The 25,277-nt window shown below is 38.7% G+C and carries 24 protein-coding genes and 2 tRNA genes; 4 read left to right on the forward strand and 22 right to left on the reverse strand.

What is annotated here, in order from left to right; all coding sequences use genetic code 11:
• The 19 genes from IIB39_03495 to IIB39_03585 all read right to left on the reverse strand — a co-directional run bounded on the left by IIB39_03495 (window position 1) and on the right by IIB39_03585 (window position 18,744).
• Entirely contained in the window at window positions 1-804 is an 804-nt protein-coding gene (locus tag IIB39_03495) for a flagellar motor protein MotB (protein ID MCH8927762.1), read from the reverse strand.
• Between the two features lie 2 nt (window positions 805-806).
• On the reverse strand, window positions 807-1,592 hold the full coding sequence (locus IIB39_03500) for a motility protein A (protein MCH8927763.1): 786 nt from the start codon (window positions 1,590-1,592) through the stop codon (window positions 807-809).
• A gap of 75 nt (window positions 1,593-1,667) precedes the next feature.
• Window positions 1,668-3,737, reverse strand: a complete 2,070-nt coding sequence (locus IIB39_03505; GenBank protein ID MCH8927764.1) for a flagellar hook-basal body complex protein — start codon at window positions 3,735-3,737, stop codon at window positions 1,668-1,670.
• Between the two features lie 115 nt (window positions 3,738-3,852).
• On the reverse strand, window positions 3,853-4,254 hold the full coding sequence (locus IIB39_03510; protein ID MCH8927765.1) for a flagellar protein: 402 nt from the start codon (window positions 4,252-4,254) through the stop codon (window positions 3,853-3,855).
• Window positions 4,255-4,947 carry a flagellar hook assembly protein FlgD gene (locus IIB39_03515; protein MCH8927766.1) on the reverse strand — a complete coding sequence of 231 codons (693 nt, stop codon included), beginning with the start codon at window positions 4,945-4,947 and terminating at the stop codon, window positions 4,255-4,257.
• Window positions 4,948-5,163: 216 nt separating this feature from the next.
• Window positions 5,164-7,092 carry a flagellar hook-length control protein FliK gene (locus IIB39_03520; GenBank protein ID MCH8927767.1) on the reverse strand — a complete coding sequence of 643 codons (1,929 nt, stop codon included), beginning with the start codon at window positions 7,090-7,092 and terminating at the stop codon, window positions 5,164-5,166.
• Window positions 7,093-7,839, reverse strand: a complete 747-nt coding sequence (locus tag IIB39_03525; GenBank protein MCH8927768.1) for a hypothetical protein — start codon at window positions 7,837-7,839, stop codon at window positions 7,093-7,095.
• Entirely contained in the window at window positions 7,832-8,308 is a 477-nt protein-coding gene (locus IIB39_03530; protein MCH8927769.1) for a flagellar FliJ family protein, read from the reverse strand. The genes IIB39_03525 and IIB39_03530 overlap by 8 nt, the downstream gene beginning before the upstream one ends.
• A complete protein-coding gene (locus tag IIB39_03535; protein ID MCH8927770.1) occupies window positions 8,289-9,644 on the reverse strand; it encodes a FliI/YscN family ATPase in 1,356 nt (451 codons plus the stop codon). Before IIB39_03535 ends, IIB39_03530 begins: the two co-directional genes overlap by 20 nt.
• On the reverse strand, window positions 9,628-10,308 hold the full coding sequence (locus tag IIB39_03540) for a hypothetical protein (GenBank protein ID MCH8927771.1): 681 nt from the start codon (window positions 10,306-10,308) through the stop codon (window positions 9,628-9,630). Before IIB39_03540 ends, IIB39_03535 begins: the two co-directional genes overlap by 17 nt.
• A complete protein-coding gene (fliG, locus tag IIB39_03545) occupies window positions 10,301-11,329 on the reverse strand; it encodes a flagellar motor switch protein FliG (protein ID MCH8927772.1) in 1,029 nt (342 codons plus the stop codon). The genes IIB39_03540 and fliG overlap by 8 nt, the downstream gene beginning before the upstream one ends.
• A gap of 3 nt (window positions 11,330-11,332) precedes the next feature.
• A complete protein-coding gene (gene fliF / locus IIB39_03550; GenBank protein ID MCH8927773.1) occupies window positions 11,333-12,895 on the reverse strand; it encodes a flagellar M-ring protein FliF in 1,563 nt (520 codons plus the stop codon).
• A 19-nt stretch (window positions 12,896-12,914) separates the two neighbouring features.
• Window positions 12,915-13,208, reverse strand: coding sequence for a flagellar hook-basal body complex protein FliE (fliE, locus tag IIB39_03555; protein MCH8927774.1), 294 nt, complete (start codon window positions 13,206-13,208; stop codon window positions 12,915-12,917).
• Between the two features lie 12 nt (window positions 13,209-13,220).
• Window positions 13,221-13,547 (reverse strand): hypothetical protein, encoded by a 327-nt coding sequence (locus IIB39_03560; GenBank protein MCH8927775.1) that lies wholly within the window; start codon window positions 13,545-13,547, stop codon window positions 13,221-13,223.
• A gap of 15 nt (window positions 13,548-13,562) precedes the next feature.
• Window positions 13,563-14,018 carry a flagellar basal body rod protein FlgC gene (gene flgC / locus IIB39_03565; protein MCH8927776.1) on the reverse strand — a complete coding sequence of 152 codons (456 nt, stop codon included), beginning with the start codon at window positions 14,016-14,018 and terminating at the stop codon, window positions 13,563-13,565.
• Between the two features lie 2 nt (window positions 14,019-14,020).
• Window positions 14,021-14,407 carry a flagellar basal body rod protein FlgB gene (gene flgB, locus IIB39_03570; GenBank protein MCH8927777.1) on the reverse strand — a complete coding sequence of 129 codons (387 nt, stop codon included), beginning with the start codon at window positions 14,405-14,407 and terminating at the stop codon, window positions 14,021-14,023.
• A gap of 199 nt (window positions 14,408-14,606) precedes the next feature.
• Window positions 14,607-15,956, reverse strand: coding sequence for a sigma-54-dependent Fis family transcriptional regulator (locus IIB39_03575; protein ID MCH8927778.1), 1,350 nt, complete (start codon window positions 15,954-15,956; stop codon window positions 14,607-14,609).
• A gap of 15 nt (window positions 15,957-15,971) precedes the next feature.
• The gene (locus IIB39_03580; protein MCH8927779.1) at window positions 15,972-17,351 is read right to left on the reverse strand and encodes a response regulator; all 1,380 of its coding nucleotides are present in this window, start codon (window positions 17,349-17,351) and stop codon (window positions 15,972-15,974) included.
• Complete coding sequence (locus IIB39_03585; GenBank protein ID MCH8927780.1) at window positions 17,329-18,744, reverse strand: DUF342 domain-containing protein; 1,416 nt, start codon at window positions 18,742-18,744, stop codon at window positions 17,329-17,331. The genes IIB39_03580 and IIB39_03585 overlap by 23 nt, the downstream gene beginning before the upstream one ends.
• A gap of 500 nt (window positions 18,745-19,244) precedes the next feature.
• On the opposite strand from IIB39_03585, the gene IIB39_03590 reads away from it, so the two are divergent.
• Complete coding sequence (locus IIB39_03590; protein ID MCH8927781.1) at window positions 19,245-19,562, forward strand: hypothetical protein; 318 nt, start codon at window positions 19,245-19,247, stop codon at window positions 19,560-19,562.
• Window positions 19,563-19,590: 28 nt separating this feature from the next.
• Here IIB39_03590 and IIB39_03595 read toward each other — a convergent pair whose 3' ends face one another.
• Together IIB39_03595 and IIB39_03600 are read right to left on the reverse strand one after the other, a co-directional pair.
• Window positions 19,591-21,003 (reverse strand): sigma-54-dependent Fis family transcriptional regulator, encoded by a 1,413-nt coding sequence (locus IIB39_03595; protein MCH8927782.1) that lies wholly within the window; start codon window positions 21,001-21,003, stop codon window positions 19,591-19,593.
• A 70-nt stretch (window positions 21,004-21,073) separates the two neighbouring features.
• Window positions 21,074-21,148: transfer RNA gene (locus tag IIB39_03600), tRNA-Glu, on the reverse strand.
• A gap of 185 nt (window positions 21,149-21,333) precedes the next feature.
• Here IIB39_03600 and IIB39_03605 point away from each other — a divergent pair.
• From IIB39_03605 to IIB39_03615, 3 genes are all read left to right on the forward strand, one after another.
• Window positions 21,334-21,407, forward strand: a tRNA-His gene (locus IIB39_03605).
• A 116-nt stretch (window positions 21,408-21,523) separates the two neighbouring features.
• Window positions 21,524-23,020: a histidine--tRNA ligase gene (locus tag IIB39_03610; GenBank protein ID MCH8927783.1), complete on the forward strand. Its 1,497-nt coding sequence runs from the start codon at window positions 21,524-21,526 to the stop codon at window positions 23,018-23,020.
• A complete protein-coding gene (locus IIB39_03615; GenBank protein ID MCH8927784.1) occupies window positions 23,017-24,852 on the forward strand; it encodes an aromatic amino acid lyase in 1,836 nt (611 codons plus the stop codon). The genes IIB39_03610 and IIB39_03615 overlap by 4 nt, the downstream gene beginning before the upstream one ends.
• Here IIB39_03615 and IIB39_03620 read toward each other — a convergent pair.
• Complete coding sequence (locus tag IIB39_03620; GenBank protein ID MCH8927785.1) at window positions 24,845-25,261, reverse strand: arsenate reductase ArsC; 417 nt, start codon at window positions 25,259-25,261, stop codon at window positions 24,845-24,847. The two genes, IIB39_03615 and IIB39_03620, sit on opposite strands and share 8 nt — an antisense overlap.
• Between the last annotated feature and the right edge of the window lie 16 nt (window positions 25,262-25,277).

The raw sequence follows: 25,277 nt of genomic DNA on the forward strand, positions 1-25,277 counted from the left end.
CTAAAAACTCCTCAATGTGTCAGAAATTGTTTCTCCTTCTTCATCTTCCGGCTCGATAAATCTTAACAGCAAATCAATTTCCTTATCTGAATAATCTTTTGGTGGCTCATGTAATTTGATCATTATTTCCACCCTCCGATTTATTGCTCTATTTTCCGCAGAAATATTTGGTACACGTGGTTTGAATTCAGAATATGCCGCAATATGAAATATGTCTTTTTTAGCATTCTTATTTGTAGAGAGAAAATTCACTACTGAAATGGCTCTGGCTGAAGAAAGGTCCCAATTAGACTTGAATTTACCATTAGGATCAGTCATTGGAAGATCATCCGTATGACCCTCAACAACAACATGTGTTGCGAATCTGGCTGTTAAGTAACTGATATTTTCAAGAAGATCGCTTGCTACATCAGAAAGTTCCGCTTCGCCTGAACCGTATAATAATGCGCTATTCAGCTTGAATCGTATCCCTTCACCCGTCAGTTCCATTTCCACCATTTTTTCTAATTTATTTTTTTTCAAAAATGCTCTTATCTCTCCCGTGGCTTTTAATATTTCAGCTTTGGTAGGAATAGATCCGGTGACATTCGCAGGCGAATACATTACCGATTGAGAGCCTTTAAATACGCCAAGAGCTTCCTTGAGCGATCCCATTGCCGCTACAAAACTGTCCATCTCAATCGCAGAGAACGACAACAGGAGAACAAAGAATGTCAATAATAAAGTCATTAAATCACTAAATGTAACAATCCATGCTGGCGCACCCTCATTACCTGATTTGACTTTTTTATCTCTGATTCCCATGATTATAAACCTCCGCCCGTATTCGCATTCAATATCTCTGCTCTGAAATTTGGAGGAATGAATGATATTAATTTTTCCTGAATCATTCGGGGGTTATCACCTTGTTGGATAGAAAGTATTCCTTCGAGAATCATCTCCATTTGCAGAACTTCTTGAGTGGATATAGTCTCTAATTTACCCGCAATCGGCAAAAAGATTAGATTTGCCAACATTGCACCGTAAAAAGTAGTAATTAACGCAACGGCCATACCACTACCGATCTGTGACGGATCTTCCATCGCGCTCAACATCTGAATCAGACCGATTAGAGTTCCAATCATACCAAGAGCCGGTGCATAGGTACCCATCGCTCTCATAATACTTGCTCCGAGAGAGTGTCTCTCCTCAGTATTAGAGAGTTCTGCACCAAGAATTGCCTTTATCATTTCCGGCTCGGTACCATCTACTGCAAGTTGAATTCCTTTTATTAAAAACTCTTCTTCTTCGTGTTCCATCTCGGTCTCAAGCGCTAAAATTCCTTCTCTTCGAGCTTTTATAGCGAGATCTACTATTCTTTCTAATTTATGCTGAAATACTGGTGCAGAATTGAAAAACGCTTTTTTCAAAACGCCCAGTACGCGTATTACGTCTTTTAACGGAAAATTTGTAAAAGTAGCTGCTGCTGTGCCACCAAATACAATTATCATTGAATTTATATCTATGAATACTATCGGATCCGCTCCGCGGACGATAGCATAAACAACGAGGGAAATCCCCGAAAATATCCCAATAAGTGTGGCAATATCCATCTGCCTAAAGTCTGCTCCTTCCTAGAGCAGGAGTCAGGGCGGACATTAGTCCGCCCTTCACTCACTCTAGATTACTTACTGTTTTAGTCTTACAACTTCCTCAAGAATCTTGTCACTCACCGTAGTAACCCTGGCGTTTGCCTGGAAACCTCTTTGAGCAATAATCATCTTCGTGAATTCTTCCACCAACTCCACATTAGAGAGTTCCAACGCTCCTGATGTGATAGTAGATTGAATGGTCGTGCCCGCTTCTCCTATCACAGGCTGACCGGAGTTTCCGGATACGTTATACAGGTTATCGCCAACGCGAACCAGACCAGTCGGATTGTTAAATGTGGCCAGGACTACTTGAGCCAAATCCTGAGTAACACCATTGGTATAGACTCCAGAAATTACTCCGGTAGCGTCTATTGTAATGTTGCTGAGTTCACCTACAGTGTTACCATCCTGTTCATTGGCAATGGCGTTAGGCGAACCGTCAAACTGTGATAGTCCGTTGATTTCACCGAACGTACCGGCATCAAACTTTATTTCTACAACGTTTGAGCCATTATCCGGTAAAAACCTGAATGCAGCAGCGCCACCATCGTAACTGAATGTTTTAAGATTACCTTCACTATCAAATGTCAGTTCACCGACATTGCCGCTTAACTTATCGTTAGATAACCCTGCAATTTCCGATTCCCATCTCCATTTATTCGCCTCTACGGGATCTTTGATAAACTTGATTGAGACAATATGCGATTCACCTTTTGAATCGAATACTGTTATCGATGCGCTCTGAGTGTAATCAGATGCCTCTTTAGCCTCGAACCAATTTCCAGCTGAATCATCGAATATTGAATTAAACGATGCTCTGGGTGTGCCGCCGCTGTCCTCTGCGGTAATTTTTAAATTAGTGAGCTCGTTTATTAATCCACCATCGCCGTTTATCGAAAGACCACCGCCTTCAGAATCAATAGTGACACCGTCTGAATTTTTGATTCTGAAAATGTTTTCGAGACTCTCAGCCAATTCACTGTAGGTCGTCGCTGCTGTTACAGTCACAGTTCCTTCAGAGATTGCCGTTCCGCCGATGGATGCGTTCGCTCGAATTACATCTGTTGCCGTAATACCAAGAGAGGTACCCGTGGAGTTCCGTAAATCAATCAACAGATCTGTTGTTTTAGCAACGTGACTGAATTCATCTGTATCGCTGGTAGCTGCTGCTGCCAATGTTGCGTCTGCCGCTGAAAGCGCTTTGTCCAGATTTATATTTGTGCTTGTCACAGCAAGATCGATGCTTCCTCCCGAGTCATTAGTAAATCTGATTTCTCCCGTACTGGCAACCATTGCAGCACTCAATGATCCCGAAAAATCACTGTTTATATTGCTTATTAGATCTGCAAGTGTGTGAAACTCACCAGAGGCAGCGGTTCCTTCAACATACGTATATGTTTTAGATGTAGAACCATCCGTGACAGCAACCTGTGTCGAATTGTTGGTCATACCGGTAATTGACGCATCTGCTGCTCCATTAGCATACAGATTGTTCACATCGCTGGAGCCGTCTGTTTCTATTGCGTTTAGTGAATCGCTGGTTAGAAGCGTTCCCCCTGAGATACCACCCGCATCAAGGTTTCCGGCAAACCCTACCTCTGTTGTCGCTTGAGCAGGTGTTTTCTGTCCGAACGGAAGAGTAATGTTTGTGATAGGGGTTCCTTCAAGAATTCCGCCTTTAGCATTAGCCATCTTCCCTTGCAAGACATAACCTGTGGATGGACTTACTATCCTTCCTTTAGCGTCAAGCTGAAAGTTACCTGCTCGGGTGTAGAATTGTCTTGCACCGTCTCTGACGACGAAAAAGCCGTCACCCTGGATCGCAAGGTCAGTTGCCTGTCCCGTGGCTTCCAAGTTTCCCTGTGAAAATATCTGATCGATACTTCCTACCGTCATTCCTAATCCGATTTGCATTGGATTTATTCCACCCAACTCAGCAGTAGCGCTTTGTGCGCCCCTTATGAGTAGTGCTAAGGATTCTTTGAAAGTAATTCTACTTCTCTTGAATCCGACTGTGTTTACGTTTGCTATATTGTTCGCGATTACATCCATAAATGATTGATGATTTCTCAATCCCGAAACGCCAGCAAATAAGCTCCTAATCATTGTTTTGACCTCCTTGACCCGTAGATTATTTCGCGTCTGTCAATCGGCGAAATAGAGCCCCCTATGGATAAAAGGTCCGGCTCTATACGGTTGTTTGTTTTGTTGTTTTTATTTATCATGCGATAATTGCTGAATCTATATTGGTAAATACTCTTCCTTTGTTCTCATCATTATTTAATGCCGTTACAACAGTGCGATTGTTCACGCTCACTATGAATGCGTTATTATTCAGCAATACAAGTGCGTCTTTTGAGCCTTTCAGATCCGCAATGTTAACTGCGTTTTTAAGTCTTTGCATTTCAGACGGATCTAAAATTATCTGCCTGTCTTTAAGACGATTTATCGCGTGACTCGAAAATTTTAAATCCACTTCCCGGCGAAGCACATTCGAAAAACTTTCAATGCCTTCAGGCTTATCAATCGGTAATTTCGGTTTATTGAGTTGATTGCCAATCGAGGAGACTTTTCTTGTCAAGTTCGATGCGGCTATGCGTTCGATTATGCCACTATCAGACAATTAGCTACCCTCCGCTTCAACTATCCTTACAACGTCTGACACGCTTATTTTTAAGAATCCGATTAAGAAAGTAGTAGGATTATCATCGCTGAACTCTACACCGGAAATGTGTCCTCCCATAAAGAATGCGACAGGTATAGTATTGCCACTATTACTTAATGCTTTAACTTCAAAAGTATATTTGCCGTCAGGCATTAAAACGCCTTCATCGTTTTTTCCATCCCATGAAAAAGTATGGTCACCCGTAGTGAACGCACCTGCTTTTTCTCTTTTTATTAAAGTTCCATTAGAGTCAAAAATATTTATGTTAACATTCGGGGCGCTTTCCTTTAGGGTCAGGAAAATATCACTGGTCTTACCGTCTAAAAGGCTTATCTCATTCCCGATAGCCATCATGTTTTTACCAACAATAGTGGTCGCTAACGTATTTCCTATGGATTGGCTGAGGTTGATATCTATTTGAATACTCTTGTCCAATTTATCATTTAAATTAAAAAGCTGCTCCACCTGAGTAAACTGAGCTAACTGACTGGCAAATTCGTGCGATTTAAGAGGATTTTGAGGATCCTGATTTCTTAATTGCGTTAAAAGAAGCCTCATAAATCCATCTTTTCCAATGGAGTTTCTATCTTCCTTCTCTTCGAACGTGGGACTGTTTTGCTGCCCGTTTAATACCGATATAGTTTCAACCATTTATTTCTCCCTATATTTCAGCTCTCTAAAAGCAAGATGCGTGCCAACGCTTAATTTATTTTCATCCATCAACGCATTATCGGCTAAATCCAATAGTAACAATGCTTTTACAGATTCAAGGATTTGGAAAAAGGATAATATAGAAATTTGTCTGACTATGTTGTGGGAAGTTTTTTCCGACCTTATAGGGGAAGTTTTTCCTTACGATATTTAGCCTTAAGCTAAATATTCGATCGTACTATTAGGACTATGAATCAGAGTCTGCTTCTGAGAAAGTAATTCAAGGGGTACTTCCATCTCATGATTTATTACCGGGGTTCTGTGGCTGTTGTTCTTTTGATATTTACCTTCAAAATTACCGGTATTTTTCCCATTAAAATAATGTGCGGATTCTTCTTTTCTTGAAGAAACATCACTCTCATCAAGTTTTATACCCTGCTGCGAGAGAGCTTCCTTGAGCTCGGGTAGCGCATCTTTCAATAATTTCGCGATTTCAGGAGTTTCTACAAAAAATTTCGCTACCAATGCGTTCCCGTCTTGCTGAAGGTCGATTTTTATACTACCCAGTCCCTTGGGTGTTATCCGTAGTTGAATTTGACTTAATCCTTTATCGATCTCCTTTATCGTAAATTTCATAAGATTGTTATCCAGGAGCTTAGTTTGATCAAGCAATACTCCGTTCTTAACGAAAGTTGTTTTCAATTTAGGAAGTGATGTATCTTCTTTTGTAATTCCCATTTGTGCGTTGAATAAGTTCTTTGTATCAGAATCCAATAATGTGTTTGATTTCTTATTGCTGAAGTTCAATAAATTATTGTAGTTTTTCTCAACCGATTTATTGCTCATTTCCTGCTTGGTATTTTTTGATGCTTTTAAAAAGCTGAGAGTGGGAATCTCTCTCTTATTACTTTCACTGATTACCCGTTTTGCTGAGGATTGCAGAATATTTATTTTATTGCCAATTGATTCAGCTGCCACAGGCTGCATATTATAAATAACGCTATTTCGCACTCCTCGAATTAATATCGAATTCTTTTGTTTAAATACATCCACATTGCCCTGTCGGTTCTGCGTCGCCGGAGTAATTTCATCAGATGCCGATTTTTCAACAATTGCTAAATTCCTAAGCACTATATCTGTTTTAAGTTTTACCCCGCTATCAGCTGCTTTCGGATTTAATAAGGTTGAATTGACTGATTTATTCGCGATTAGCCGTGCGGCAGACTTTTCTATTTTACGAATTAGCGGTTCAGATTTAATATTATCTTTTCTTGAATTGAAATAAGACTCTTTTTTTAATTCACTGTCTTTCACCGGTAATAATTCGGCGCTAATTTTCAATTCAGACTTTAACTTGGGAGTAATCTTTACCTTTTTCACATCTGCAGAGCTATTCACAGTTATTTGTTTATTATTCGATTGACCGGCTAATAGATTTCTATCGCTCTTTTCAGCTACCTTCTTACTTGATTGAACAGGAGATACTTTATTCAGAACAACATTTTTGCCGGTACCCAATGATATAATATTATGACTACCTTTTTCTGCCGCTTTCAATGGCTTTGGCTGCATTTTCTCTATTTTTACATCTTTTTCGTCTATTGATTTAATTCCTAAACCGTTCGCTACCTTCAAGTGACTTTGGACTATCTTCCCATTTTTTACGACTTCTATCTTACTTATCTCGTTTTTTTCCGCACTTTTCATAGTCTTGGAGATAACATTAAATTTCGTTATTTTATTTACGCCGGTAGAAAAAATATTTTTAATATCTTTCTGAGCTCCCGCTTTATTTTTCCCGGTAATGGTAGCTATTAGATTATTTTGGGGTCCAATTCCATCTTTTAGAGTCTCGACATTTGCATTAATTTGTTTTTGAATGGTACCTCCAGCTAATCTCTTAGTTTTTCCCGCCAATGTCTTAACCTCTGGAAATGAGAATGGAAGAATAACAGGCACTTCTTCTTTTAATACGTTAGATGTTAATTTTTTATTTTTTAGTTCAGCCTTTGAAGTTAAACTTTTTAGAAGGGCTATAAAATCTTTTTTATCTGTTTTGGCGGTACTCGATTTCCCAACACCCAACCCTTCACTTCCGCCTGAAAGTAAATTAGCAATATTTAATATTTGAGCGCTTGATGCCATTTATATTTGAGCCATTTTATTACTCATTTGTTTGCTGATTCTTGCGGCTTTACCCGGTTTAAATGAGCTTAATATCTTAGCGGCATTTCTGTTTTTCATATTAGTAAGCAAATTAACCACAAGTGTGCTTTCCATTTTTTCTAAAATTTTCGCTGCAGCATTTGGTTTCATGGATTCATATATTTTAGCAAGTTGCTTGAAGTCTTTTGCGGATTCTTTAACTTCTTTTTTACCTGAAATGTTTGAGCTATTATCTGTATCACTCAATTTTGTGGCGACCACCCTTGGCTGAGGTCTGGCGGATATGATCTTTGCAGCTTCGAGTTTAAGTTTTTCAAGCTTTGCTTCAGCAATCTTTGTTTCCCGTTCCGCTAAAATTCGAGCAACAGAATCTTGCTCCATTTTATAGCGAAGTCTGCTCTTGTATTCGATTTCTTTTAGCTCATTTACCAAATCACTGATATCTACATTAGCAGGATCATCTAAACTTAATTCTTTCGGCGCGTTTACGACCGGTTCTTCGGGCGCAGCGGTCTGATCGATTTTAGCTGCTTCTTCGAATACTTTTGATTTTATTAACGGAGGCGCATCAGGTTTTAAAAACATAACTATACCAGCCATCATCAGTCCAAATACCAAAACATATCCCACTATGCCAAGTAGGATCATTTTTATTGGTAGCTCTTTTTTACCGGCTGGCTTTTTTATTTTTTCCGTGCCTACATTATTTTCTTCTGTTTCAGGCAATATTTTCCTCATTTAGGAGATTATACGGAAAAACTATCCCTCTATGTTGGTTAGCGATATCATCCGTTTTTGACTGTTCGATTTTTTTATATGCTGATAAATAATCCGCCTTTTGATTTTTCTTTAATTTTTCTAAGGTCTTACGTTCCACGTTTAGTTTCAGCAATTCACCACGCAGTATTTTCATACTTTTTTCTGAATTCGAAATGAATTGCATTTGTTTATTTATCTCAAGTTCCAATCTTTCTTCATAGGCTAATGTCCGCCTTAATACAAGGCTTTGAGTGGTTCCTGAACGTTGAGTGGTAATTGAATTTAGGGTTTTATTCAATAGCAAATCAATCTCATCAAGTTTTTCTCGATGCTTGATTAATTCGTATTCTACTTTCGTCATTTCTTTCAATTTTATTTTCTCTTTTATCTCTTTTGCTCTCAGGACTTTGTCGAGTCTAAACTTGAATTTCTTCATTTACTTGACTCTTTTCAGTAGCGTTTAAATGCAATATTTGTGCCAAAACATCCAAGTCCTCATTTAAATTCGAACTTTCATCGATTTTTTGCCGCATAAAATCGACTAACGGATTAATTACTCGTATTGCTCTGTCGATTTTCGGATCGTTCCCATTGACATATGCTCCGATATTAATCAGATCTTCAGCTTCTTCGTAATTTGCCATATTGCTTTTGGAGTCATTGGCTAAATTTAAATGCTCCTCAGAAGATACATCGCTCATTAACCGGCTGGTGCTTTGTAGAATATCTATAGCAGGATATTGATTCCTCTCTGCTAATTTTCTTGATAAAACGATATGGCCGTCAAGAAATGAACGACAGGCATCTGCGATAGGATCATCCATATCATCCCCATCTACCAAGACTGTATAAAATCCGGTTATACTTCCAATTGAATTGTATCCGGCTCGTTCAATTATTTTTGGGAGTAATGAAAATACCGAAGGAGTATAACCTTTTGTAGTAGGAGGCTCACCAACCGCTAAGCCTATTTCTCGCTGTGCCATCGCTAATCTGCTTAACGAATCGACAAGAAGCATAACATCCAAAGATTTATTTCTGAAATATTCCGCAATACTGTTCGCCACTAAAATTCCCTTAACTTTTAATAGGGCCGGTTCATCGGAGGTTACAACAATTACAACTGATCTCTTCAGACCTTCTTCTCCCAGGTCATTTTCGATAAATTCCCTGACCTCTCTTCCACGCTCTCCTATTAAAGCTATAACGTTAATATCTGCATTGGTATTTCTCGCGATCATTCCCTGTAATACGCTCTTGCCTACGCCACTGCCGGCGAATATTCCCGTTCTCTGTCCTTTTCCGCATGCCATGAAAACATCTATCGTTCTAACTCCGGTGTATATTTGTTCACTAATTTTTATTCGGTCCATAGGGTTGGGAGGATCATTGTGAACAGTACTCCATTCGTTGGCATTCAGCGGGCCTAATCCGTCTATCGGTTCACCAATACCGTTAAGAACTCTGCCCAGAATCCCATTACCCACCTGAATAGTGAATTTTTCGTCTTCCATGAATACTTTATCCCCGAGTTTAATAAGCGGCATTTTACCAAGAGGCATAATAATCAGAAAATTATTCCGAAATCCGACTACTTCTCCTTTTCCTCTCTCATCCCCGTTTTCTGATATAAAGCTGCAAATTTCTCCTATAGCAGCTTTTGGTCCTTTGGATTCAATAGTTAAACCAGCCACATTTGTGACAATTCCGGTTGTCCTTTCAGGTGAAATAGAGTCGAGTTTTTCTATATATTTATCAAGAGACAGATTCATCTGTCTCTTCTTTTATTAAATCCTTTTCAATCACTTCAAGCTGTGTCTTTACCTGTGCGTCAATCAATCCCAAATCAGTTTCTATCATACAACCACCGGCTTCAACATTCTCATCCGGTGCGAACAATACATTCTCATTTTTAACCGATGGTTGGTCTGATAAATTAAATATGAATTCATAGTCAGCAGGATTGACTCTGACAGTTACCTTTAGGCTGTTTTTTGCTTTCCGGATAGAATTATTAACCATATCGAGAGTAAAATTTTCGTCTTCGCTTATTTTTTTCAATAATATCTTTTCAGCTATTTTTACTGACAGACTAACTATTGATTTTTCTATATCCTCAAATGCTTGCTTAATGTTCTCGGAAAATGAATCAACTGTCTTTTTAAAAGAATGAACTTCATTTACCAATTCGATTTTATATTCTTCAATTCCTGCCTGTTTTCCTTCTTCATAACCTGTTGTTTTTGCGTTTTCTGAGATTTTCTTAATGTGTTCCTTAACTTTTAACCAAACTTGCCCTATATAGCCGTTACTGGTAATAGCGTCATTCAATTCGTCAATAGGATTATCATATTCTCTGTTTTCTGAAATTAAATATCTCGAAAGTTGCCGGACAGCAATGCTCTTTGCAGCCGATTTGATTATAGTCTTATACAACTATTTCTTCGCCCTTTGTGCCCATATTAATCACAATTTCTCCTTCATCTTCCAAGTGACGAATCGATTCTACTATTCTTTGCTGTGCTTCTTCAACTTCTCTGAGTCTTACAGGTCCCATAAATTCAATCTCTTCATTCACCATTTGCGCTGCTCTTTCGGACATATTCGATAATATTTTCTGCTTCACTTCTTCAGTGACGGCTTTTAATGCAAAAGCGAGCTCTTTACTATCCACTTCCTTAAGAACTCGTTGAATTGACCTGTCGTCAAGTATAATGACATCTTCAAATACGAACATTAAATTTTTTATTTCCGTTGCCAATTCGGGATCAGATTTACTCAGACCTTCGAGAATGTTTTTCTCTACTGAGCGTCCTACCATATTCAATATTTCCGCCGTAGTTTTCACTCCCCCGAGTTTGCTTCCACCCTGTCCAAAATCAATTCGTGATTCGAGAATTTTCTCTATTTCGGTTACCATATCCAGTGGAACAGTATCCATCGTAGCAAACCTGTAAATTACATCTCTTCTGAGATCGTTTGGAAGATCGCTCAATATGCTTGCTGCCTGTTCAATTTCGATTTGCGTTAAAACGAGCGCTATTGTTTGAGGATGCTCTTTTTGGATGAACGCTAACAACTGAGTTGAATCTACATCTTTTAGTATGTTAAATCCTTTGACTTCCAACGAACGTTGAACCTTTTTAAGGACTTCAGCAGCTTTTTCCTTATCAAGAGCTGCCTCAAGAATTTTTTTAGCATAACTAGGGCCACCGGCAGCAATATAGTTTTGTGCCAGCACCATATTATAAAATTCCTCCGTGACTTCAGAGATGATGTCCGCAGAGACATTACTCAGTATAGAAATTTCTTTGGTAAGAAGTTCAACCTCAGAATCAGTAAACTGTTTGAAAATACTCGCTGACGCTTCCTCGCCCATAGCTACCAAAAGAATTGCCGCTTTTTTCAATCCCGTAAGATTTGATATAGATAATCCTGTGTTATCATATCCTGGCATATATTAATCCTCCATAAGCCAGCTTCTTAACAAACTGGTGGCCTCTGGTGACTTTTCACGGGAGTAACTTGTAATTTGATTATGCATTTTGGTACGCTCAGCAGCTTCAGGGAGAACGGATTCCCCCAATTTCGGAAAATCGGAATCTGATGGTAACGCTACCGTTCCTGCGTTGGCGGAAGATAATACGGGATAATTCCCTTGATTGGATGTCATTCTTATCGGTCCAGCGTTTTTAGACATAGATCTTAGCACTAACAGAACCGCAATGGCGACAACGATCATACCTACGCTTTTTGCCGCACTTATATAATCTATAGAAAATCCTGAATCTTCCATTTCCTCGAAATTTGCCATAAGGTTTTTCGATGCAAATTGCATTCCGATAACTTCAATCTTATCCCCTCGTCCTTCTTGAAACCCAACCGCAGTTTTTACGATATTTGATAATTTCGTCATTTCTTCATCACTACGCTCTTCATATTTCATTTCCGGATTTTCATTGTCTTCGCTTCCCTCGACAGCTAGATATTTTCCATTGATGAGGACGGCTATTGTCAATCTCTTGATACCACCTGCCGAATTTATAAGCGTTTCAACAGTCCTGTTAATTTCATATTTTGTCGTGGCTGTCTCTTTGCTAGTTTGCGAAGTGTCTGTTCCAATTGCTGAAGTAGTTGTAAATTGCTCACTCCTGATAACTTGTCCATCGGGGTCAAACGATTCTGTTGTTCTTTCAATACTCTCAAAATCCAATTCTGCCGTTACCCTTGTAATTGCATTCCCTACGCCAACAACACTTTCAAGCATTTTCTGAGATTTTTCTATCAATTCAGATTCGACAGCTTTTTGTAATTCCATCTGGCTGGTACTGCTGGCTATAAGATCATCAGATTCTTCGCCTTTTGAAAGCGTGTTTCCATGTGAATCAATGATAGTGATTTGACCTGATTTTAGACCCTCTACACTGCTTGCAATCAATCGGGTAATACCTGAAATCTGGCTTTTCGATAAACTCGTGGCACTTTTCAATATCAATATTATTGATGCTGTTGCGAATTGCTTATCCTCCTTGAAAAGTTTTTCTTCCGGTAAGACGATATGAACCCTTGAGTCTTTCACTTCGCTCATTTGATTCAGTGTGCGCGCCAGTTCACCTTCTAAAGCTCTCTTATAATTAATTTTTTGTACAAAAGTTGACATTCCAAAATTTGATTTATCGAATATCTCGTATCCTACATGTCCTGATTGCGGTATACCTTGCTGGGCAAGAGACATTTTTAGTTCATGAACATTACTTCTGGGAACCAGTATCTTTGTTCCCCCGTTCTCTAATTTATATTCCACATTATCTTCTTTCAGTTTCTCTACTATTAATCCCGCTTCTGAAGATTCCATATCGTAGAATAATACTTCAAATTCTGTTTGACCTGCCCACAGCGCAATTACCACAAATACTACAACCGTTATAATGCTAATCATTAATAATTCGGCTTTCTGGCGTCCCGTCATTTGCCAGAATACACCTGATAGACCTGAAAATAGATTTCCGAACTGTTCAGCCAATTTATTTATCTCCCATTAACTAAAAGCGCATTCTCATTATTTCGTGATACGTTTCTAATAGTTTATTTCTTAATTCCAACATTAATCGAAAGCTTAATCCCGCCTTTTCCGAAGCCACCATCGCCGAATGTAAATCTTCTTCTTTTCCGTTTATTACGCTAATAATTTTTTCGCCGGCTTCCTTTTGAGCCTGGTTTACTTCTCTCATAAAACTTCCAAATGATACTCTATCTCCTGATTTTTCAGCTTTGGCTATTTCAGGGATCGGTTTTAATCCGGGGATATTTGAAGTAATTCGATTTATTTGAGACATTATAGAAGCCCTCTATACTTTAACGTTAACAAGAATGCCACGAGGGAGCTCGCCTATTTTCATTCCATTAGTGTCCAATAATTTATTTATTTGAGCCATACTTTCAGTCCCAAACAAATCTTTTAGAGTCTTTTTTTCATCCTTCGTGAGTATCTCCCTTAGCTTAGGATTTGATACCTGGAAACTTTCATTCGGCTCCTTTGCACGGGAAACATCCTTATTACCTTGCAAATTATTTTCCGTACTGTTTCCACTATCCTTACCGGTATCAGGCACCGGATGAAAATTTGATCTTGGATAAAGTTTTAGATACTCTGCTGCAACTGAGTTAACTTTCATTATTGGCTGTCTCCCTTAAATTTCAAGAGATTGGGATATCATCTCTTTAGCAGTGTTGAATACGGTAAGATTTGCTTCAAAAGATCGCGAGGATATAATCATATTCACCATTTCTTCTATGATATTTATATTTGGATAACTTACCATTCCCTCATCATTTGCTTCAGGGTGATTAGGTTCATATATCATCTTCGGACCATCGTCAATTTCCATTATCCTGAGAACTTCCACTCCCGAGAATTCACTTCCTGCCAGATTTCCCATAATTCCACTTAAAACGCTGCTGAAGTTAATATTATCTTGTTGTTCTCTCAGAATCACAACTTTTCTTTTGTAATATGATCCACCTTCAATTTTTGTAGTATGAATGTTAGCAACGTTTGATGAAATAGCATCAATCCTTGCTCTCTGCACATTCATTCCACTCGAACTAATCGCCAGTGACCCGAATATTCCGCTTAGTTTTGGCATATTTATAAACTCCTGCCTGAAATACTTGATTTAATTGAGTTAAATTGTCTTTTCATTAGATTCACAGCAAATTTATAGTACAGTTGATTTTTTGCCAAGTCAGCCATTTCCTGGCTTAAATCGACATTGTTTGGAGCCCCGACATCCGGTTTTTTAGATGATTCAACAATTTTAAATTCTTCTTGCTGGACCATACCGTCTGTCATCCCGATTGAACCGTCAATCATCGATTGGAGACTATCTTCAAACTCCACGCTCTTCTTTCTATATCCAACCGTGGAAGCATTAGCAATATTTTGTGCTATAACTCTGTGTCGAACAGCGCCGAGATCGAGAATCCGCTTCAGTAAGGGAATTAAAGTCTTACTGCCCAGTATATCATTTATCATTCAAGTCTCCCTATCTATATGTATTGGTTTAGTACAATAAGCGTGCCATACTCTTTTCTATTGATTATATAGTTTATAAGTATCTGTGGTATAGGCATTTATGGGATATTCCTGCGAGTAAGAACTATTCGTGGAAATTTTAATAAGGAAAAATTTGCCTTTTGAAAGTGAAAAATATTCCGATGAAAAATTAGAAAACTTAGATTATACCTTCTTGCTTATACCTATTAATTTTATTTCTTAAAGTACGCGCGGTAATTCCAAGTTCGTTGGCGGTCTTTGCCTTATTCCCATCATTAGTACTCAATGAACTTAATATTAATTCTCTTTCCACATCCTCAATGGTTCCAAATGTTGATGGAATTTGAGTTTTCTTCGAAGAAGGATAGGAATTATTGACAGCGTCAATTAAGTCTTTAGGGGTTATCTCATCATTTTTACAAAGGACCACGGCTCTTTCAAGTTTATTTTCCAATTCTCTGACATTACCAGGGAAACTCATTTTTAGCAATGTGTCAACAACTTCTTCTGAAAGTCTTAGTTCAGGCTTTCCATATTTAATTGACACTCTTCGGACAAAATAATGAGCCAATAACGGTATATCATCTTTTCTTTTGTCCAATGCCGGAAGGAATATCGGTACGACATTCAAACGGTAGAATAGGTCTTCTCTGAAATTACCATCGTCAATTTCTTTCTCAATATCTCGGTTAGTCGTGGCAATAACTCTAACGTTTACTTTCTTGTAACTTTCATCCCCGATTCTTTGGATTTCACCTGTTTGTAAAACCCGAAGTAATTTCGCCTGTAAAGATAATTCCATTTCACTTATTTCATCTAACAGTATTGTTCCACCGTCCGCAAGCTCGAACATTCCTTTTCTTTCTCTAATGGCGCCAGTATACGCGCCTTTTGCATGGCCGAACAGCTCACTTTCCATAAGCCCGGCAGGCAGTGCCGCACAATTTACTTTGATATACGGCTTGTCTTTGAGTTTGCTTCTCTCCTGTAAAGCGTTTGCGACCATCTCTTTACCTGTTCCGGTCGGCCCTTGAATAAATACGGTTACATCGGTTGGAGCAATATGATCAATTGTGGAAAACACTTCTTTCATCTCTTCGCTTCGCCCGAGCATATCTCCAAAATGAGTCTCTCTCGTGTTGTATGCCCGATTTTTGTCCTTAGAATATGATTTGAAATAACTTTTAGTTAATTCCGTTATCTTTTTGATGGTAAATGGTTTTGTAATAAAATCGTAAGCCCCGACTTTAATAGATTCCACAGCGTCCTCAATGGTGCCGTAGCCGCTCATTACAATGACACCTACATCAGATTTTTCCTCTTTTATCTTTCGGAGCAGCTCCATTCCTGTAATCTCCGGCATCTTTAAATCTGTAATAACAAGATCAAATTTGTTTTCCTTCATCATATTCAAAACTAAATTGCCATCAGTAGTAGATTGAACATCAAAATTTCTCATTTTCAAGGCTTTGGTAAGATATTCTCCAATTTTCGGTTCATCATCCACTACTAATATTTTTTTCTTCATATTAAATTATGTCCCTTAATTTATCAATTTATTGTCGTGAAGTGTCGAGGTATAATCATAAACTATATTATGAAATAGTTTGTTGATGTCGGTATCGTCTTCCGGATAGGTCACTGCTATTACTTTTATTTCTATTCCTCTTAAGATAGATTCTGATAATATTGATTGAAACTCGTAGCTCATGCTGTCTGCATTCAACACAGCTTCGATTTTACTCCCGCCGTATAACGTCATAAAATATCCATCGATACCTATCTGCATTGCTTCATCGCTATCTGAGAGTTTTTCTTGTATCAATGATCCTAATGTCTCTACGCTGCTCAATAGCGAATAGCCGTCAAATTCACTGTTCGGCCCGGGAATCACTCTGAAATATATAAATGATACTGAACCACCATACTTATCCACTTTCTCTTTTGATTCTATCAATCTTCTCTTCAGTCTCACCAATGTCCCCTGCTTAAATGAGGGCGTTTTATTTTCATTTTCGATAATCCTTAGTTGTGGTCCCAATTGATTAGCCAATACTTTTAATAATTTGGACATTTCATTCGATAAAATTTCTTTTCCTTTTTCCGGTATTATCATTATAAATCCAATGATACTTGAGCTGACCGCCATTGGAATAATCCACATTTTACCATTAGGATGTCCGTTCCCATTCTCGTTGGAATTAAAATTTAAGTATTCAGAAAAGTCGCCAAGTTCAATGATTCCCGCTTTTTCAAGTAATTCTCTCAACATTTCTATATTTACAGGCTTCGTCATTTCGGGATATAAACTCTCAAAATTCCCTACTCCCCGAGCGAAATGATACTCAGGTTGATCTGATTCAGCTAACATTATTCCTGCAGTTTTAATCCCGATTCCGACATTTAAAGTGTCAGCGGCAAAACTTAGTACGGTATCACGATTTGATGATTTTACCACTATATCATTTATTTCATACAGCGTATTCAGTTCTTTTATGTGCTTTTCACGCTCCGCTGTTAATTTTATGTTTTCTTTTATCAACCGTCTTCGCTCTAAAGCCTTATTAATCGTATGAAGTAATTCGTCATATTTAAAAGGCTTTAAAATAAAATCAAAAACGTTTTGATGTAATGACTCTATTGCGAGATCCATTGTGCCATAGCCTGTGATAATTATCACATCCGTCTCGAGTTCCAAATCACTTACTTTTTTTGCAATGTCAAGTCCCGTTATTTTGGGCATCCTGAAGTCCGTGATTATTATATCAAAATGATCTTTGCCTATTCTTTTTAAGAACTTTTCTGAATCAGTCTCTCCGGTTGCACTGATTCCGTTGGCTACTAATAAATCCACTAAACTTGTGACGACCTCTCTTTCATCGTCGATTACAATGATACGTTCAGTTGCTGTTTGTGTGCTCAACCTTGATTGTTCCTTCTTCGAGTTTAAATATTGATCCCAACAATTCTTGCTGTACTAATAATTCTTCCGTATCGATATTTATTATTACACCTGGAAATACTTTAGACGATATTTTAATTCGTTTTTCCATTTCCTTAGTCATTGAGTCCGAAAGTAATGCCGTTTTCTCTTCGTTCAATTTTCTCAGCTCTTGATTTATTTCTTTGTTAGCGTATAGGAGAAGTTCTTTTTCTGCTTTTTTATTTTCAGGTAATTCGTCCACTCTTTCATTTAACAAATCAATAAACTGAACCTGTTTACTGTTCATACTTTCCTTCGAAGAAAGCTCTCCTACATGTCTGTCTATCTCGAGTACCCTCTTCAAAGTTTCGCCATCAAGGTTTCTACCAACTTTCAATCGAGTGGGAATCATATTTGTTGAGCCTGCTACCTTAGCTTGAATGCTGTCTTTTGAACTTATTTTTCCGCCTCTGATAGTTCCTTCGCTGTCTAACACTTTTATACAACCTTCAGCATTAAGGTCACTATTTAAAATATACCTTCCGGCTATAACATCTTTTCCTACGGTGATTTTTGCGTCTTGAATGAATCCGGCTTCTAAATTTTTAGCAGCGATAATATGTGAAATGTTTTTACCGATTATTCCTAAAAGGACTTTAATGCTACCTTTTCTTGAAGTTAAATTTGCGCCTTCCGAGCAGCCCGTTATTTCAATATTTCCGTCTGCTTCTAATTTGAATCCAGGCTTAACGTCTCCGTTTATTTTTAAATTACCTAAAAATTCTATATTGCCCGTATTATATCCCACATCACTATTAATTTCGAATGTTTCCTGAATACTTACCAATTCGTCTCGATACACTAACATTCCACTCGCTGTTGATATTAATGACAACCCATCAACCGAGATTTTAGTATTCTTACCCGCCGGAAGATCAAAATCAGTGGGATGAAATTCGATTGTTTCTCCTCTCAAAGTAGTGCCTGGTAATCCTTTTGCGGCAGGTAATTTTTGAGCGATAAGATCGCCTTTCCTTACTTGTATAACATCTTTCAGATTTAAAGGAATTACCGGTTTATCATTTGCACTATGAGAATGTTCAGCAGAAGTCACATCCAGCTCGTATAATATTTTTGCATCAAAACCGTTTTTAGGAAGAATCCCCTCCGCAATTAATATGTGACTGAACGCTTCATTATCAATAAAAAATGAATCAAGATTTTCATTGAGAAATTCTTCTTTTACTTTGAGTTTACGTGTAAGAGTTAATACATTTTCCAACTCCGGCCTATCTTCACCGTCTTTCGGCTCATATGACATATAAAGACGCATTCCATCCGAGGATAATAAAATAGAAAGGGAATTATAGCTGACGGACGTTTCCTTACTCATTCCCCCTCCCACAGCATCTATTCATCTCAACTACATTTTTTGTAAGAAAAATAATTTTCTCCCATATCCCTTAATCGACAGTTTCGATGACAAAGATTGCAATTACTATGCCAGCAATTTATTGGCTAACAATATTTATAAAATATTTCGGTGACAAATATTTTTCATATTCCGAATCTGCTACTATATAGCAACTTATTCGTATTCGAATTATTTAGTATTTTTTTATTCCTAATAAAGAGACTTTTATTTACGAATTCGGCTGGCTAATCCTACACCATTTTAATTAAATTTTAGACAATAATGGCAAAATACCGCCGACTTTCGGATAAGAATTCGTGTATTTTCTGGAAGCATATGTTTTAGAAGGCGATGCCTAAAAGGATTCCTATCCCGATAAATGATGTTTTATTTCAAATTCAGGGGTAAAAGTTGTTGACTTATAGCAACGACATTTTTATTTTTCTGTAACTGTTTACTTGGGGTGGAGGATTTTCGGATTGGACGCGGATAACAAACGAATCAGCGAGCGAAAAAAAATACTTGAAGACCACCTGGAAAAATTTCACTCTCTTAGGAAGCAAGGTAAATTTAAAGAAGCTATGGAGCAATATTCGAAGACTATAGAATACGCCCGTAGTTCAATTGATCACTCCCTTGAAGTATTGAATAAATCAATTTCTAAGATTAAATCATTAGAACCCGATCAGCAGGCTCGCATAAATAAGATCGTTTCAGAGACAGCGGAACGTATCGGTAATAGAGACATCATAAAAGATTTAATTAAGGACAGTATTTTCTACCGTTCAAATGATTGAGATTATCGCGTTGTTCTCCGGCTGAATTTTATTCTTCGCCTTCAGAGCCTTTTTTAAGATAAAACCGTAGCGTACTTCTTGGAATTTTCAACAGTTTTGCCGCTTTACTTTTATTTCCGTTTGTAACTTCAAGAACCTTTCCAATCACCTCTTTACGCGCTTCCCATAATGGGTTATCACTGTTCAATAAATCCAAATTCAGGTTTATTTTTATAATGTCAAAATTTCCCTCAGAAAGTTGAGTGTCCACGTCCTCAAATGATATATAATTACCATCGCTGATTATTATGGCTCTCTCAACCAAGTTTTTTAGTTCCCTGACGTTTCCGTCCCAGGGTAACGCTGTCAGATATGCTTTGACCCGTTCCTTAAAACCTTTGATGTGTTTGTTGTATTTACGATTAAATACTTCGAGAAAATAATCCGCAAGACGTATAATTTCGTCTTTACGTTCGGCAAGCGTCGGCATCGTGATATATACAACATTAAGTCTGTAATAAAGATCTTTTCTGAATCTTCCTTCCTTTACCGCCAATGCTAGATCGGAATTAGTTGATGCCATTATTCTCACATTGGATGAGCGAAGCTCGGCGCTCCCAAGATGATAATATTCTTTAGTTTCTAAAAACCGCAGGAATTTTGTCTGAAGTTCGTGTGGAAGTTCTCCCACTTCATCAAGCAAAAGCGTTCCGCCTTCTGCCTGTTCTACTAATCCGATTTTTCCTTTTATTCTCGCTCCCGTAAATGCGCCTGAATCGTAGCCGAACAGCTCGCTCTCCATCAATTCTTTTGGTAGGGCAGCACAATTTATCGGGACGAACGGAGCATCTTTTCTGGAAGATTCTCCGTGAATAAATCTTGCCAATAACTCTTTGCCTGTACCGCTTGGACCCTGAATTAATATAGTTGAATCGCCGGCTTTGGCTGCTTTTCTCGCTAATTTAATAGTAGGATTTAGTGAAGGACCGTATAAAAATTGTTCCCGTCTTTTCCCAAGAGAAATATTTATGCTCTGGAGCTTTTCTTCTTCATCAGGCAATTCAGTATCAAAAGTAACTCTTTTGATAATATCAATTATTGTTTTTGAACTCGCCGGCTTTTCAATAAACTGGTAAGCGCCTTTTCTCATTGCCTCCACAGCAGAACTAACATCGCCATAACCCGTGACAACAATTACAACAACATTGGGAGCCAATTCTCTTACTTTTTCTAAAACATCAAACCCGCTTTCCTTACCGAGCTGCAAATCCAGAAGTATTACATCCGTACTGGCGAGTAATTCTCCTTTGAATACTTCTTTGCCGGATGAAACGGATTTTACGCCATACCCTTCTTTCTTCAATATTCGGGTCATAGTTTTCCGAATCATCAAATCATCATCAACTATCAGAAGAGATGGTTTTACAAGAGTCTCTCTTTGATGAGAAATTATGTTCGCCATTTTCAATTAATTAACCTTAAAATCCGGCAATTTATCAGTTCCAGCATTTCCTCCCTCTACCTTCAATATGTGTCCCCAAGGGGATTTGAACCCCTGTTGCAGGGATGAAAACCCTGAGTCCTGGACCTGGCTAGACGATGGGGACTCGTTTACAACGGGGCAAAGTTAATAACCTTAAAATGATATTCCAAATAAATTTTTCTTATATTTCTTTATCTATTTACTATATTGGAAGTGATTCATTTTAGTAATCTAACATAACAAATAATAACGTATCACGCTAAAGAAAAATTGATTATGTATTGTAATCAAATATATATTTATCCACACGCTGGAGTAGTTCAGATGGATAGAACGCCTGATTGTGGATCAGGAGGCCGTGGGTTCAAGTCCCGCCTCCAGTACAGGACAAAAGATTTAACATAGTCGAAAGTTACTGCTATCTGACTTGAATCCGTCTTGGTTTACCGGGTAATAGCCATTGTGAATTTCATCAAATTAAAAAGGTCGCCAAATATAGTTGCGAAACGAAAATAAACATAACAGACCGAAACCAAGAACTGTAAAAGGTTTTAAAGATTCGCTCTGGATTGAATCACTTTCTCGCCGGAATATGTTGGAAAGCATCAGAGGCGTTTTTGAAAATTATGGGTTCATGCCCCTTGAAACACCCGCACTCGAATATGTGGACGTTCTTGGTAAATTTCTTCCTGACAGCAACGAAATTGAAGAAGGAATATTTGCTTTTGAGTCTGAAGAAGAATGGGTGGCATTACGATACGACCTCACAGCTCCTCTTTCGAGGGTAGTGGCTCAATACCAGGAACTACCTTTACCATTTAGAAGGTATCAGGTCGGTCGGGTCTGGCGGCGTGAAAAACCCGGTCCCGGCAGGTTCAGAGAGTTTACGCAATTTGATATCGATACGGTTGGCAGTTCGTTGATGTTGGCGGATTGTGAAGTCTGCGCCGCGCTTGCTGATGCATTACTGGCGCTTGGAATCAAGCGGAATGATTTCGAAATAAAAATAAATAACCGTAAAATAGTCAACGGGGTTTTAGAACTTGCCGGTATCAATTTAAATGATTCTGACGGAAACCCTTCTGCCTTATCTGTTAACGTTTTGAGATCAATTGACAAGCTTGACCGGTTAGGTATTCGCGGAGTATCGGAACTGCTGACCACAGGGAGAAAAGACAAATCAGGTGCGTTTACAAAGGGAGCCGGCTTAGACAGTGAAAAGGCAGACATTATCTTAGAGTTTCTTCAATCCCCGAGAAAATCCCGGAGCGAAGTATTAAGCTCTCTTTCTAACCTGATGAAAAACTCTTCTGTCGGTATGGAAGGCGTTGAAGAGATGACAGAAATGGATTCACTCTTTTCAGCAATGGGATACGATGATACTTCAATTATTTTAGACCCCACTGTTGTAAGAGGAATGTCTTACTATACCGGACCTGTTTTTGAGGCTAATTTAACATTTGAGATCAAAGACGAGAAAGGTCGGAAAAAAGAATTCGGCAGTATAGCCGGCGGTGGAAGGTATGACGATCTCATTGGCAGATTTAAGGGACAAAAAGTTCCCGCCACCGGTATCTCAATCGGCGTAGATCGTTTACTCGCCGCCTTATCTTTAATGAATCCCGATTCTCCAAAAAATCTGCAGGTTCCTGTGGTGGTAACCGTTATGGATAAAGAGAGGATTGAAGAGTATTTAAAAATAACATCTGAACTAAGAGGTGCCGGTATTTCTGCTGAGATGTTTCTTGGCGGCGGAGGCTTTCAGAAACAGATGAAATACGCTGATAAGCGGGAAGCGCTAATTGCGATAATCGCCGGCTCCGATGAGTTTGATAAGAACACTGTCACAATAAAAGACCTTATGTTAGGAAGAGAGCTTTCCAAAGACCTCTCCAATAGGAAAGATTGGTTAAGCAAACAACCTTCACAGGTAACGGTCCCAAGATCAGATCTCATAAAGGCAGTTAAAGAAATTATTTCGAGATATAAAGAGTGAGCAAGCCCGGCAGTGAAATCGTCGAAGTATTAGAAATAAAAATCTCATCACCTATAGTTCTAAGCCATCTCCCTGATAAAAAATTAACCCTCTCTCAGCTTGTTGCTGTTGCTCGTGGCGGGTCAAACAAAAAATTTGCCAGAGTCGAAATCGACAGCGATAGTATTGATCGGTGTAAGCGAAGCTCGGATTATATTAGCGAAGCAGTAATTCGTGCGGCAGAATTATCCAAAAGCGCCAAGGAAGTTGATGAAATAGACTACCGCCAACTCATATACGGCGTGAACACGGGTTTTGGAAATAATAAAGACAAACCGATAAACAGCTATTATGACGCATGCAGACTTTCAGAAAATCTGATTTACAGCCACCTAACAGCGGTAGGATCACCTCTTTCCACAGAAATTGTCCGTGCGGTTATGTTGATAAGATTAAGGGCATTTGTTGAAGGTCGCTCCGGCGTCAGACCGGAACTGATTTTTCTTCTAAGGGATATGCTAAATAATTGTGTTCATCCATTGATTCCTTCGCAGGGCAGCCTCGGCTCCTCCGGTGATCTATGTCAATTGGCTCATCTTGCCGTAGTCATGATTGGTGGAGGAAAAGCATTTCACGAACCAGATTTCATCTCTAATAAGAATAAACCTGCTGAATTGCTGTCCGGATTGGAAGCTTTAGAATCCGCTGACTTGAAACTTCTTCCCACTCCAGAAAATTTAGCGGATAATGGTGACCGTACAATTCATTTAGCGCCTAAGGAGGGACTTGCACTGACAAACGGAGCTGCCGTATCGGCAGCTATGACTGCATTGTCCGTCTTTAATGCTGCCATTCTGCTTAAAACGGCTAATATAATCGGATCGCTCTCCTTACAATCGTTAGGCGGATTCAGCAGAGCTTTTGATCCGAAGGTGCATAAAGCCAGACCATATAAAGGCCAAATCAGTGTGGCGGCGGATATTAATAAATATATTGAGGGCTCGAATCTTATCAACGCCGCTGCTGAAGGACATCATCAACAGGACGAATATTCTATCAGGGCGATTCCACAAGTTCATGGCGCTGTTTTGGATGCAATAGATCATTGCAGAAAATTGATCGAAATTGAAATTAATTCCGCCACTGATAATCCGCTTATTTTTATTGAACCAGAGGATATATCGCATGAGGTTCACGAAAGGGATAAGGTGAGCTATTGGGAAACTTATTCAGCTGCCAATTTTCACGGTGAACCTGTGGGACTTGCGGCAGACTATCTGAAAATCGCCGTCGCTGAAATAGGAAATATTTCTGAAAGACGGATGCAGCTGCTCCTTGACACAAAAAACAACAGAGGCATGCCCTCAAATTTATCTTCCGGTGAAGGAGGTCTCGATTCGGGACTTATGCTTTACCAATACACTGCGGCGAGCCTCGTTTCTGAGAATAAAGTTCTCTGCCATCCTTCTTCGGTTGACAGCATTCCGACGTCTGCTAATATCGAAGACCATAACGCAATGTCCACTACGGCTTCCCGACATCTCACTTTTGTGGTAAAAAATGTCACCACGGTACTTGCCGCCGAGCTCCTTGTTGCTTTACAGGCTCTTGACCTCAGAATAAGCGGCAAATATCCGATAACTTCACATAGCGGGAAAATTCTAAATCAAAAATATGAATTAAACGATGTTGCAAAACACGTTTATCAGCTGATTAGAAATGGCTCTGAGGATGAGACGGGAATTTCGTTCATCGGCACCGATCTGGATTTTTATTCAAACCCTCCCAACGAATCAATCGAAAAAGCCGCAAGAATAATTCATATGGGAAAAGTAGTATTAGCTGTTACTTAACGATAAAAAATTTAGTCCTGAGATACGGCAAAAGTTTTTCCTGAATTTCCTCTCTTAGCTCCCGAAATTTCAGTCTTACTTCCGCATCAGTTCCGTTGAATAAAGCAATATCCTTAAATCCCATATGAATCATTTCAACATTTCCGGGAAACACCGGACAGCTTTCACGGGCATTATCACACAGAGTCAGAACAAGATCAAATTCATCCATCAAAAGCTCATTTATATTGGTTGATTCGTTCTTTGAAATATCAATCCCTATTTCATTCATAGTCTCGACAGCTCTCAAGTCAACGGTTTTCGGCTCCGTGCCGGCTGAGAATACATCAAGATGAACTCCAAGCTGTTTCTTTACTAAGCCTTCCGCTATCTGACTTCTACACGAATTTCCTGTGCACAACAGAAGTATTTTTTTCTTTGAATTT

This window comes from Candidatus Neomarinimicrobiota bacterium, assembly GCA_022573815.1.
In the GTDB taxonomy this organism is placed as follows: Bacteria; Fidelibacterota; SORT01; order SORT01; family SORT01; genus JACZTG01.

What these genes read in the sequence shown, in the direction of transcription:
- IIB39_03495 (MCH8927762.1), bottom strand. Translation starts at nt 804, where the DNA reads ATGGGAATCAGAGATAAAAAAGTCAAATCAGGTAATGAGGGTGCGCCA.
- IIB39_03500 (MCH8927763.1), bottom strand. Translation starts at nt 1,592, where the DNA reads ATGGATATTGCCACACTTATTGGGATATTTTCGGGGATTTCCCTCGTT.
- IIB39_03505 (MCH8927764.1), bottom strand. Translation starts at nt 3,737, where the DNA reads ATGATTAGGAGCTTATTTGCTGGCGTTTCGGGATTGAGAAATCATCAA.
- IIB39_03515 (MCH8927766.1), bottom strand. Translation starts at nt 4,947, where the DNA reads ATGGTTGAAACTATATCGGTATTAAACGGGCAGCAAAACAGTCCCACG.
- IIB39_03520 (MCH8927767.1), bottom strand. Translation starts at nt 7,092, where the DNA reads ATGGCATCAAGCGCTCAAATATTAAATATTGCTAATTTACTTTCAGGC.
- IIB39_03530 (MCH8927769.1), bottom strand. Translation starts at nt 8,308, where the DNA reads ATGAAGAAATTCAAGTTTAGACTCGACAAAGTCCTGAGAGCAAAAGAG.
- IIB39_03535 (MCH8927770.1), bottom strand. Translation starts at nt 9,644, where the DNA reads ATGAATCTGTCTCTTGATAAATATATAGAAAAACTCGACTCTATTTCA.
- fliG (MCH8927772.1), bottom strand. Translation starts at nt 11,329, where the DNA reads ATGCCAGGATATGATAACACAGGATTATCTATATCAAATCTTACGGGA.
- fliE (MCH8927774.1), bottom strand. Translation starts at nt 13,208, where the DNA reads ATGTCTCAAATAAATCGAATTACTTCAAATATCCCCGGATTAAAACCG.
- IIB39_03560 (MCH8927775.1), bottom strand. Translation starts at nt 13,547, where the DNA reads ATGAAAGTTAACTCAGTTGCAGCAGAGTATCTAAAACTTTATCCAAGA.
- flgC (MCH8927776.1), bottom strand. Translation starts at nt 14,018, where the DNA reads ATGCCAAAACTAAGCGGAATATTCGGGTCACTGGCGATTAGTTCGAGT.
- flgB (MCH8927777.1), bottom strand. Translation starts at nt 14,407, where the DNA reads ATGATAAATGATATACTGGGCAGTAAGACTTTAATTCCCTTACTGAAG.
- IIB39_03575 (MCH8927778.1), bottom strand. Translation starts at nt 15,956, where the DNA reads ATGAAGAAAAAAATATTAGTAGTGGATGATGAACCGAAAATTGGAGAA.
- IIB39_03585 (MCH8927780.1), bottom strand. Translation starts at nt 18,744, where the DNA reads ATGAGTAAGGAAACGTCCGTCAGCTATAATTCCCTTTCTATTTTATTA.
- IIB39_03595 (MCH8927782.1), bottom strand. Translation starts at nt 21,003, where the DNA reads ATGGCGAACATAATTTCTCATCAAAGAGAGACTCTTGTAAAACCATCT.